The sequence below is a fragment of the Flavobacterium sp. genome, assembly GCF_025352425.1.
Lineage (GTDB): Bacteria > Bacteroidota > Bacteroidia > Flavobacteriales > Flavobacteriaceae > Flavobacterium.
Genome location: NZ_JANXTI010000085.1, coordinates 1 through 11,942, shown reverse-complemented (window position 1 = coordinate 11,942; position 11,942 = coordinate 1). Strand labels below are relative to the sequence as shown.

The following is an 11,942-nucleotide window of genomic DNA, read 5'->3' as shown; positions in this document are numbered from 1 at the left end:
CTGTCAGTTTCATGATTGGTCATTGACATTTCAAAAGCTTTTGCAAAACCTACAATACCATAAACATTTTCTGTACCCGCACGCATATTACGTTCCTGCGATCCGCCGTGAATAAAGGGTTTGATACGTACATTCTCATTGATATATAAAATGCCTACACCTTTTGGCCCGTGAAACTTATGAGCACTGGCAACTAAAAAATCAACCTGTAATTCCTGTAAATTAAAGTCGGTTTTTCCGATAGATTGCACGGTATCGCAATGAAACAAGGCTTTATTCTTGTGACACATCGCTCCTATCTTTTCAATATCATTCACGACTCCGGTTTCATTATTTATGTGCATTAAGGAAACTATCGTTTTAACATCTTTGTCAAGTAAAGCTGAAAATTGATTATAATCTAATGTTCCGTCGTGGGAAACATTTACAAATTCCACGTCTACACCAAATTCTTCCTGCAAAGCCTGTACTGTATACAAAGTAGCATGGTGTTCGACTTTAGATGTAATGATTCGTTTTACGCGAAAGTCTTTAACGGCACTTCTCAAAATCCAATTAGTAGCTTCGGTTGCGGTAGATGTAAAAACTATTTCCTGTGCATTGCAATGCAAATATTTGGCTATCGTTTTTCTTGCCGTTTCAATAATAGCTTTGGCACTTCGGCCTACACTGTGTGTTGATGAAGGATTCCCATACTCTGACTGCATAACTTTCACCATTTCATCAATAACTTCTTGACGAATTGGTGTTGTTGCGGCATTATCAAGGTATATTTTTTTCATTTTACTTTGTAGAGTTCGACCTTCCGGTCTCGAGTTGCAAATATAAAAGTACTGCTCTTAATTAAATGATAAAAGGCAAATTTAATAGTATAAAAAACATATTTTTGCTTAAAAATTATACTATTCCAATGAAAAAAATTTTATGCATACTCGCATTGCTACTGTTTATTACCGCCTGTGACGATGGAAATTTAACCGTGGATGTTATCGATTTTTCTGAAGTAGCTGCCCAAAAATGCAGTAACAAAAATGTCATTTACAAAGTTAAAGGTGCTGAAATGCTTTTTATTGAAATTCCGGCATCAACTTTTACTAATGACCAAACGGTTGATGGATCACCAATCGAAGTGCCTATAAATTCAACCAACAAGGTAACTTACAGAAAATATGATGGCAATGTAACTTCATCCAATATTTGCCCAACAGTTCCTGATGCTACACCAAATTTAAAAGAAGAATGGCATGCAACTTCGGGAACAATTCAAATTACTTCTACAGCAATTAAGTCGACAAATGCAACTGACAATTCCACCCGAATTTCCGGCTATACCTATAATATCGTTTTTAAAAATATTACGTTTCAGAAGCCAAGCGGGCCGCAGGTATATGAGACATTTACTTTCGGAAATTATGTCATGATGGTAAATCCTTTAGCCTTTGGATTTAATCACGAAGTTGATAAAAGCGCCTGTAGTACAAAAATTTATGACTTTAGTGGTGGGGAAGTTTTTACTTTAGATGTCGCCGATTATGCTGCATTATTTGCTAATGAAGTAACGACAACTCCAAGAACTGCGTTGATTAATTCCGGCAATAAATTATCCTACCGATTATATTCAGGAACAATAACGGACGCCTATTTCTGTTCTGCTACTATTCCCGTTACTCCAACACTAACCCAACAATGGGATGCCATAGATGGTATTGCCGCAACAAGCGGAATAATTGAAGTAAGTACAACAACTTTAGGGACTGGTTTTCAACACACTATACGCTTGAAAAACGTAACTTTGAAGAAAGGAAATAGTGATTTTTCATTAGGTAACGATTATCTTTTTGGAACTTTGATAACCAATTAATTTATCAAACAATCATGCCGACTGACTGTATTAGCTATCAAAAATCCGGATATTTCTCTAAATTAATTGTAGATTATTTAGACGAGAAACCCGAATTGAAATCGCTTTACAATCGCTTTCCAACCTTGGAAAACTTTAAAAGTCAGCTGGTAGAAAAGGCACAAAACTATCCATTAGAAAATAGGAAAAATTTGGTTGCTGCTCTTGAAAATCAATACAAGGGTTTTCACATTTCAGAGTCCACACAAGCTAATATTTCCCTTTTATCCAATTCAAAAACGTATACAGTAACAACGGGTCATCAACTAAATTTATTTACTGGTCCATTGTATTTTTTGTATAAAATTGTCTCCACAATCAAACTTTGTGAAACGCTAAAAAAAGAACACCTTGATTATGATTTCGTCCCGATTTATTGGATGGCGACCGAAGATCACGATTTTGAAGAAATCAATTATTTCCATTTTAAAAATGCAAAAATCAGCTGGAATAAGGAAAGCCATGGCCCGGTTGGAAGGTTATCAACAGAAGGACTGGCAGTTGTTTTAGAAGTTTTTGCTTCAGAATTAGGCATTGGTGTTAATGCTGAGTATTTAAAAGAACTTTTCAAAAATAGTTATCTGAAACATAACAATCTGGCTGATGCTACACGATATTTAGCTAACGAATTGTTTGGAGACAAAGGTTTGGTTATTCTTGACGGTGACGATAAAACGTTAAAGCAACTATTCATCCCTTATGTCAAAAATGAATTGACAAATAAAACGTCTTTCCTAAAGGTAACAGAAACAAATTCAATATTAGAGACTAACTATGAAATTCAGGTAAACCCTCGGGAAATCAATTTGTTTTATATAGAAGACGATTTAAGGGAACGAGTTCTATTTGAAGAAAATCTGTATAAAGTTAACAATACCAATCTTGTTTTTTCCGAGAAAGAAATTTTTGAATTACTGGAAAACAATCCTGAAAAATTTAGTCCAAATGTAATTCTGCGCCCTTTGTATGAAGAGATCGTTCTACCCAATTTGTGTTACATTGGTGGTGGTGGAGAAATAAGCTATTGGCTTCAGTTACAATCTACTTTTGAAGCTAACCAGGTAACTTTCCCAATACTTTTGATACGTAATTCGGTTTTGCTGGCGACGGAAAAACAAATCAAAAAAGCGGACAAGTTAAACCTTTCGTGGGCAGATTTATTTAGCAATCAACAAGAGTTGTTTACTAAAAAGATAAAAGAATTTTCTCAATTCAACGTAGATTTCTCAGAGCAAAAAGAACATTTGAAAGTACAGTTTGATAAGTTAGTGTTAATCGCTAATCAAACAGACAAATCTTTTATTGGTGCAGTGAATGCCCAACAAACCAAGCAGCTAAAAGGCTTAGAAAATCTAGAAAAACGATTGCTGAAAGCGGAAAAAAGAGTTCACGCCGAAAAACTGGAGCAAGTTATTTTATTACAAAACGAACTCTTTCCCAACCAAGGATTACAGGAGCGAAAAGCAAATTTCTCCGAGTTTTATTTGGATGTAAATGGCAAACTCTTTGAAAAAATATTTCAGGAATTAAAGCCATTAGAGTCCAACTTTACGATAATTCTTCTTTAATTCAGTAAAGTTTTCAACACGAAAACGTTTTCGTTTGACTGGCTCAACATTTTGTAGAATTTTTGGTCTACATTTAATCTGCATTAATTTAAATCAAACTGTTATGAAAAAACAATTACCCTTAATTTATATGTTATTATTGTGTACACAAATCAATTATAGTCAGGTGATTTCAATGATTGGAAGTACTAGCCCTTCCGGAAGTTGGAGTGTTGATACAGATCTTACTACTACCGACAATATTACCTATACCAAAAACAATGTAGTGTTAACAACAGCTACTGATCCGGCAACAACCGGATTAAAGTTCAGGCAGGATCATGACTGGACAATTAACTGGGGAAACAGTAACTGGCCTATGGGGACTGCGGTTCAGGGCGGTGCCAACATCATGACACAAGCTGGTACTTATGATGTTACATTTAACAGAAGCAATGGAACATATACTTTTATCCCTTCTGGCTTCACGCAAATAGGAATATGGGGACCTGCGGTAGATTCACAAAATGGCTTTGGTGGTCCAGACGTGGATATGGTGACTACGGATGGAATTACATACACACTTTCCGGATTTATTTTTAGTAGTGGTACGGCTTATTTTCGTTTTAATGATGACAATTTAAACACTTGGGGAAGCACTGCTTTTCCAACGGGCACTGCTGTTCATGGAGGCCCATCGATTCAAGTTACCGGAGGCGAATGGTTTGTGACCTATAACAAAAATACAGGAGCGTATAGTTTCGCTTATCCAAGTGTAGGGATTTTAGGTACAGCACTCAGTGGATTTACCGCTCAGGATATTGATTTAACAACGACGGATGGATTTAATTACAGTATATCGTCACTCAGCATGACCGATGGAGAAGCGAAATTCAGGAAAGACAATCTGTGGATAACCAATTGGGGATCAGCTAATTTCCCTAACGGTATCGGAACACAGGATGGGGCTAATATTCCGGTGACTGCAGGAACGTACAACATTACTTTTGAAAAAAGCAGTGGTAATTACACGTTTACCAATACGTTATCCAACCCGGAGAACTCTATTTCGAAAGTAAAAATCTATCCGAATCCAACTATAGCTTTTTGGAATCTTTCTCATACAACTACCATTGATAGCGTAGAAATTTATGATGTTACAGGAAAATTGATTCAAAGCTTTACTCCAAATGCCATGCAATTCCAATTAGACGGAATTAGATTAAGTAGCGGAGTTTATTTTGTGAAAATTAAATCCGGCTTGGACTTTACTGTGCAAAAAATTATTAAGAATTGATAGTCGTTCCGTTTTTATAATGGTATAAAAGGTTTACTTTTGCACCCAAATTAAATAAAAACAAAAAAAATGGCAACGAATAGAACATTTACAATGATTAAACCTGATGGTGTTGAAAACGGACACATCGGTGGAATTTTAAATATGATTACTGAAGGTGGTTTCAGAATTGTAGCAATGAAATTAACACAATTAACAGTGGCTGATGCAAAAGCATTTTACGCTGTACACGCTGAAAGACCTTTTTACGGAGAATTAGTAGAATTCATGACACGTGGACCAATCGTAGCAGCCATTTTGAAAAAAGACAATGCTGTTGAAGATTTCAGAACATTAATCGGAGCTACAAATCCGGCACAAGCTGCAGAAGGAACAATCAGAAAACGATACGCGACTTCAGTTGGTGAAAATGCAGTTCACGGTTCTGACAGCGACGAAAATGCCGCTATTGAAAGTGCTTTCCACTTTGCTGGAAGAGAGCAGTTTTAATTAAAGAAAAGATTGGACAAATAAAAAATCCCACTTTAGAGAGTGGGATTTTTTTTATTTCAAACTTGCTATACTCTGCTCTATTGTGGCAATTTTCGCCAATGCGTCAGCTTCTTTTTTTCGTTCTATTTCCAAGACTTTTTCGGGCGCACCGCCAACAAACTTCTCGTTTGATAATTTTCCCTGTACACTTCGTAAAAAGCCTTGTGTGTATTTTAATTCTTCAGTCAGCTTCGCAATCTCGGCAGCAATATCAATATTCCCAGAAACGGGAATAAAGTATTCGTTAGATTTTACTCTGTAAGTCAATGCGCCGTCAATTTTCTCTGTTATATATTCTAAAGAAACGATGTTTCCAAGTTTCATAATTACGCTGTCAAAATAAGTCGAAACCTTTTCGCTGTTAACCACTTTCAAATCGATAGCATCTTTCATAGCGATGTTTTTCTCTTTACGGATGGTTCTCAAACCCGCAATAACTTCAGAAGTGAATTCGAAATCAGAAATCAGTTCTTCGTTAAATGAAGTTACCTTTGGATATTCAGCAATAATCAATGCTTGTTCCGGAGTTCTGGCTGCGATGTGCTGCCAAATTTCCTCCGTGAGGAAAGGCATAAACGGATGAAGTAATTTTAAATTGGCTTCCAACATTTCAATTACTTTGTTGAATGTTGCTCTGTCAATTGGCTGTTGGTAGGCAGGTTTTATCATTTCTAAAAACCACGAACAGAAATCATCCCAAACCAATTTGTAAATTGACATCAACGCATCAGACAAACGGTATTTTTCGAAATGATCTTCAATTTCTACTAACGTTTGTTGCAACTTAGCTTCATACCATTCAATAGCAACTTTAGAACTTTCAGGCTGATCAATATCTGCAACATCCCAGCCTTCTATCAATCGAAAAGCATTCCAGATCTTGTTGGCGAATGCCTTTCCGTTGTTGCACAATTCCTCGTCGAACATGATATCGTTTCCAGCAGAAGCGCTCAGTAACAATCCGACACGAACGCCATCGGCACCAAATTTTTCAATGAGTTCTAATGGTTCAGGGGAATTCCCTAATGATTTAGACATTTTCCGGCGTTGTTTATCACGTACCAAACCTGTTAAATAAACATTAGAAAACGGTTTTTCGCCCGTATATTCATAACCTGCGATAATCATTCGGGCAACCCAGAAGAATAAAATATCCGGACCTGTAACCAAATCATTTGTTGGATAATAGTATTTAAAATCTTCGTTTTCTGGTTCCATAATTCCACCAAAAACAGCCATTGGCCATAACCATGATGAGAACCAAGTGTCTAAAGCGTCAACGTCTTGACGTAAATCGTTTTTAGCTAGATTATCTTTTCCAGTCACTTTTTTGGCTAATACTAACGCATCATCAATATTTTCTGCAACAACAAAATCTTCTTTACCATCTCCATAGAAATAAGCGGGAATTTGTTGGCCCCACCATAATTGGCGTGATATATTCCAGTCGCGGATATTTTCTAACCAATGACGATAGGTATTATCAAATCGGGAAGGATATAATTTAATTTCCTTGGTTTCCAAGACCGCTTTGATGGCTGGTTTTACCAATTCTTCCATGCTCAAAAACCATTGGTCGGACAAACGTGGTTCGATTACGGCTTTGGTTCTTTCCGAAGTTCCAACTTTGTTCAGGTGCGATTCTGTTTTGGCTAACGCTCCCATTGCTTCAAGTTCCTTGGCAATTTCTTCGCGAACCACGAATCTATCTTTTCCTTGGTAATGCAATCCGTAAGAATTCAAAGAAGCATCTTCGTTAAAAATATCAATGATTTCCAGGTGGTGCTTTTCGCCCAATGTTTTATCGTTCAAATCGTGAGCAGGTGTTACCTTAAGACAACCTGTTCCGAATTCAACATCAACATACTCATCTTCTATGATTGGCACTACCCTGTTGCAAATTGGCACGATTGCCTTTTTTCCTTTCAGATGTGTGAAACGTTCGTCATTTGGATTGATACAAACAGCCGTATCTCCGAAAATGGTTTCCGGACGCGTAGTTGCCACAGTTAGAAAATCGGATGTTCCTTCGATTTGATATTTTAAAAAGTATAGCTTTCCTTGTCTTTCTTCAAAGATTACTTCTTCGTCAGACAAGGTTGTTTTCGCTTCCGGATCCCAATTTACCATGCGGTAACCGCGATAGATGTATCCTTTATTATATAAGTCGACAAACGATTTTATTACAGATGCTGACATATCAGGATCCATAGTGAATTTGGTTCTGTCCCAATCGCAGGAACAGCCTAATTGCTTTAATTGCTCTAAGATAGTTCCACCGTATTTGTCTGTCCAGGCATAAGCATGTTTTAGAAATTCTTCACGAGTTAAGTCATTTTTGTTGATGCCTTCGCTTTTTAACTTTGCTACAACTTTAGCTTCTGTCGCAATAGAAGCGTGATCCGTTCCCGGAACCCAGCAGGCATTGAATCCTTTTAACCGCGCACGACGAATTAAAACATCCTGAATTGTATTGTTCAACATATGCCCCATATGTAAAACTCCAGTCACGTTTGGTGGCGGAATGGTAATGGCATACGGTTTTCTATGGTCGGGTTTTGAATGAAAATAGTTATTTTTCATCCAGTAGTCGTACCATTTTTTTTCTACTGCTGCGGCATTAAATTGGGCGGGAATCGACATATTCAGATTGTTAGACTTCTTAGATTGTTAGCTTTTTAAATTACAAAAATGCGATGCGTTTGTCTTTTAGCCCCGATTGAAGAGGCTACCCCCGCTGCTTCGGGGTAGCCCGAAAAGCGGGAAAATGGATAACTGATAAATCCCAAGCCATCCGCTCCTATTCCTTTTGGCATGCCTTTTGTTAACTGACTGCAAAAGTAATAATAAAGACTTTAGAAAAAATTAAGAATTAAATTTTTGTGTATTAATTTAAACAAGGTAAATTTACAAACCAAATAACATATCTGACCCATGAAAAAATATCTACTTTTGACTGTGCTTTTGATGAATGCTGCGGTTTTTGCGCAAAAAGGCCCAAAAATTGAATTCAAGGATAAAGACAACACCATTGACTATGGAACGGTGAATAAAGACGATGACAGCGGTCTTCGCACTTTTGAGTTTACTAATACGGGCGATGCTCCTTTGATTATTACTAATGTGCAATCAACTTGTGGCTGTACGGTTCCATCCAAACCAACAGAACCCATTGCACCGGGAAAAACCGGAAAGATTGATGTAAAATACAATATGCACACCGGGCCAATAAGAAAAACGATTACGGTAGAAAGTAATGCCGTAAATGTTGAGGAAGGCCGCGTAGCTATAAAAATTAAAGGAGAAGTTATTGAGAAGCCTATCGTGAATCTCTTAGAGAAAAAGAAAACAAGTCCGATGATGCAATAAAAAAAATCCCGATTAAATCGGGATTTTTTTTATATTATTTTTTTTAGTTGGAATTTGAATTTATAGGTTTTGTTATTTCGCTCCACTTCCATTTCGATAGTTTTTCCTTCCTCTGATTTTAGGAGTTCATTTATCATTTCGATAGTATAACCGTGAGATAGTTGGTGGTTTATTTTAAGAATTCTGTCTCCCATTTTAAGCCCCGCTTTTTCGGCTTCTGAACCGGCTCTAACGCTTGCTATTTTGAAAATAGGTTTTAGTGTAAAGCGAATCTTTAAACTGTTTTGAAGGTTTTCCTCACTTGCGTCGGTAAATACTTTTATTCCCTGATTCTGTTTTTCATCAAGGGTTTCTTTTACCCATTCAAGCCCGGAATGTTCTACCTCTATTCCACTCATATTAAAATGGAATGGTAAGTTTATCTGGCTATTGGGCTTTGTATAGATGGCATTATTTAAATAATCAAATACAATTGTGAACCTTGAAATAATTTCGCTTCCCACTGAACCCATTCTATTTGGAACAAAATTTACACTTTTTACAGAAGTCGAATCGGGAAAAGTTATTAAAGGAAAATCGAATGTTTTCTTGCCAAACTCAAAACAATTCAATCTAGCTCTTTTGCCAAAAACACTTCCGCTAAATCCTCTGCCCAAATAGTCTTGAATATTCTTTTCTGGTAGTTTAATTTTATCTGTCTTGTTTAAAAATACCCAAACAGCATCGCTATTTCCTGTATCCAGTAAAAGCTTTGAAGGAATGGTTTGTTCGCCCATTTTAATGTTTGAAATGCAATAGGGTTTTTTATCTTCAATCGTTATTGACTCTTTGATGAATTTATTTTGAAGTTTGCTGTTTATTTTTTTGTGACTATGGTTGTATACGGTGATTTTTTTTTTGTCATAATTTATTTCAACGATATGATTTTTGAAAAAATTATAGCCAATAATTCCGTTTACCGGAATACCTACTTGAGAGGAAAAATTGAACTCTTGGTCGAGAACAATGTAAATTTCATGGTTATAATCGACAAAGTCATTAATTTCCACTTTATTTCTGGACGATTTATAGGAATCAATTGCGTCCTTACTACCCAATCCTTTTAGTTTTAACTTCTCTACATCAAAAAGTTTGACTTCGTTTTTTTCGTCTAAACTAAAAAGAATGGTTTGTTCAACACCGGTATCTAATAAAAAAGTTAACTCTTCTCCGTTGATACTAACCGGAATAAAAATTAGATTATTAATGAATTTAAAAGGGATAACAACTTTATTTTTTAAATTGTTTATTTGAAATTCTGATTGACTAAAAGTATAAACAGAAAAAAAAAGAAAAAATAATAGTGGCTTTAAACGCATTACAAATGATTTTGCACTAAAAATAAAAAATAATTTTATGGTAATTGGATTTTTTGAGAATTATAAATAGTGGTATGAATTGTTTACCAATTAAAAAAATCGCAATTTTGCAGACACACTAGCGCCAGCGATTTGGCGAAACAAATTAAAGTTGTCATGCCAAAAATATCATTAAAAGGGCAAAAAATGCCTGAGTCTCCAATTAGAAAACTGGTTCCTTATGCAGAAATTGCTAAAAAGAAAGGCCATAAAGTATACCATTTAAACATTGGTCAACCTGATATTAAAACACCTGATGTAGCACTAAATGCCGTAAAAAATGCAGATATAAAGGTTCTGGAATATAGCCATTCAGCGGGATTTGAGAGTTACAGAACTAAGCTTTCTGCGTATTACAAGTCACATGGTTTGCCAATTGACATTGCGGATATAATTATCACAACGGGCGGTTCAGAAGCCTTATTATTTGCCATGGGAAGCACCATGGATGTTGATGATGAAATCATAATTCCTGAACCTTTTTATGCAAATTACAATGGATTCTCCACAGCTTCCGGAGTAAAGGTTGTACCCGTTATTTCGACTATTGATGAAGGTTTTGCATTGCCTCCAATAGCTGCTTTTGAAAAATTGATTACACCAAAAACAAAAGCGATATTAATTTGCAATCCGGGAAACCCAACAGGTTATTTATATTCGAAAGAAGAAATCTTGCAACTGGCTGAAATCGTTAAAAAACATGATTTATTTCTAATTGCTGATGAAGTTTACAGGGAATTTATTTATGATGAAAACGAAAAGCATTTTTCTGTAATGAATGTTCCCGGAATAGAACAAAACGCCATTATGATTGATTCTGTTTCCAAAAGATACAGCATGTGTGGAGCAAGAATTGGATGCATTGTTTCCAAAAACAAAGAAGTAATGGCAACGGCAATGAAATTTGCGCAGGCAAGATTAAGTCCGCCAACATATGCCCAGATTGCCAGTGAAGCCGCTTTAGATACACCACAAAGTTATTTTGATGATGTAATTGAAGAGTACAAGGAAAGAAGAGATACTTTGATTGCCGAATTACAAAAAATTGAAGGTGTAAAGGTAGCAACACCAAAGGGCGCTTTCTATTGCATTGCGCAGCTACCTGTAAAGAATGCCGACCATTTTGCACAATGGCTTTTAGAATCCTATGACAATAATAAAGAAACAGTAATGGTTGCTCCCGCGGCAGGCTTTTATTCTACCCCAAATGTTGGTTTAGATGAAGTCCGAATTGCGTATGTTTTAAAGAAAGATGATTTAATTCGTTCGGTAGCAATTTTAAAAGATGCATTAGAAGTATATAATAAAAAATAATTTATAGTTTGTATACCCAAACTTCACTGAAATCCTGCCCTTGGCGGGATTTTTCTTTTTTAGGAGCATAACCTTTGTATTTCTTTACGACACTGCTCCCGCTATCCGCTACAATCTGTCATTGCGAGGCACGAAACAATCATATCATAATTGTCATACGCAATGTCAGGATTTCCACTCCTATCGGGGCTAATGTAACCTTACTGCTTCTTTTTGAACCCTAATAAAATTAATGCTGATAAACCAATCGGTTTATCAGCATTAATTGATTGGTTTATCCGCATAAACTCTTTGGTTTATCCGCATTAATTAATTGATGCATGCAGGACATAAAAAAGCCTCGGCTAAACCAAGGCTTTTCATTTATAATTTATAATTCAATTACTATCGTTTCATCGCAAAGTGCGCTTTGAATTGTTTGGTTACGGCGCCTTCAGCATAATCCTCAGTAAACCAGTAATCATCTGATGGCATTAGATGCCCGTTATAAGTCCCATCCCATCCTGCTCCCTGTGTACTGATTTGTTTCAGTAATTTCCCGTAACGGTCAAAGATGTAGATTCTGGCTGCCAGTTGATCGCCCAAGC

General features: G+C 36.2%; 10 protein-coding genes. 6 read left to right on the top strand and 4 right to left on the bottom strand.

Going from position 1 to position 11,942, the window contains the following annotated elements:
* Positions 1-782, bottom strand: a 782-nt coding sequence (locus Q0Q99_RS10920; RefSeq protein WP_293895670.1) for a cysteine desulfurase family protein, incomplete at its 3' end; no start/stop codon positions are given.
* Positions 783-910: 128 nt separating this feature from the next.
* Between Q0Q99_RS10920 and Q0Q99_RS10915 the strand changes: the two genes are divergently transcribed.
* The 4 genes from Q0Q99_RS10915 to Q0Q99_RS10900 all read left to right on the top strand — a co-directional run bounded on the left by Q0Q99_RS10915 (position 911) and on the right by Q0Q99_RS10900 (position 5,233).
* Positions 911-1,861 carry a hypothetical protein gene (locus tag Q0Q99_RS10915; protein WP_293895667.1) on the top strand — a complete coding sequence of 317 codons (951 nt, stop codon included), beginning with the start codon at positions 911-913 and terminating at the stop codon, positions 1,859-1,861.
* A gap of 14 nt (positions 1,862-1,875) precedes the next feature.
* Positions 1,876-3,468, top strand: a complete 1,593-nt coding sequence (gene bshC / locus Q0Q99_RS10910) for a bacillithiol biosynthesis cysteine-adding enzyme BshC (protein ID WP_293895665.1) — start codon at positions 1,876-1,878, stop codon at positions 3,466-3,468.
* 103 nt (positions 3,469-3,571) lie between these two features.
* Positions 3,572-4,744 (top strand): T9SS type A sorting domain-containing protein, encoded by a 1,173-nt coding sequence (locus Q0Q99_RS10905; RefSeq protein ID WP_293895663.1) that lies wholly within the window; start codon positions 3,572-3,574, stop codon positions 4,742-4,744.
* A 69-nt stretch (positions 4,745-4,813) separates the two neighbouring features.
* A complete protein-coding gene (locus Q0Q99_RS10900) occupies positions 4,814-5,233 on the top strand; it encodes a nucleoside-diphosphate kinase (RefSeq protein WP_293895660.1) in 420 nt (139 codons plus the stop codon).
* A 54-nt stretch (positions 5,234-5,287) separates the two neighbouring features.
* Here Q0Q99_RS10900 and Q0Q99_RS10895 read toward each other — a convergent pair whose 3' ends face one another.
* Positions 5,288-7,918: a valine--tRNA ligase gene (locus tag Q0Q99_RS10895; protein ID WP_293895657.1), complete on the bottom strand. Its 2,631-nt coding sequence runs from the start codon at positions 7,916-7,918 to the stop codon at positions 5,288-5,290.
* A gap of 291 nt (positions 7,919-8,209) precedes the next feature.
* Here Q0Q99_RS10895 and Q0Q99_RS10890 point away from each other — a divergent pair, with 291 nt between their 5' ends.
* Positions 8,210-8,644, top strand: coding sequence for a DUF1573 domain-containing protein (locus Q0Q99_RS10890; RefSeq protein WP_293895654.1), 435 nt, complete (start codon positions 8,210-8,212; stop codon positions 8,642-8,644).
* Positions 8,645-8,673: 29 nt separating this feature from the next.
* Here the strand turns inward: Q0Q99_RS10890 and Q0Q99_RS10885 are convergent, their stop codons facing one another.
* Entirely contained in the window at positions 8,674-10,002 is a 1,329-nt protein-coding gene (locus Q0Q99_RS10885; protein WP_293895651.1) for an aspartyl protease family protein, read from the bottom strand.
* Positions 10,003-10,158: 156 nt separating this feature from the next.
* On the opposite strand from Q0Q99_RS10885, the gene Q0Q99_RS10880 reads away from it, so the two are divergent.
* Positions 10,159-11,355, top strand: a complete 1,197-nt coding sequence (locus Q0Q99_RS10880; protein ID WP_293895648.1) for a pyridoxal phosphate-dependent aminotransferase — start codon at positions 10,159-10,161, stop codon at positions 11,353-11,355.
* A 384-nt stretch (positions 11,356-11,739) separates the two neighbouring features.
* Here the strand turns inward: Q0Q99_RS10880 and Q0Q99_RS10875 are convergent.
* Positions 11,740-11,942, bottom strand: a 203-nt coding sequence (locus Q0Q99_RS10875; protein ID WP_293895645.1) for a T9SS type B sorting domain-containing protein, incomplete at its 5' end; no start/stop codon positions are given.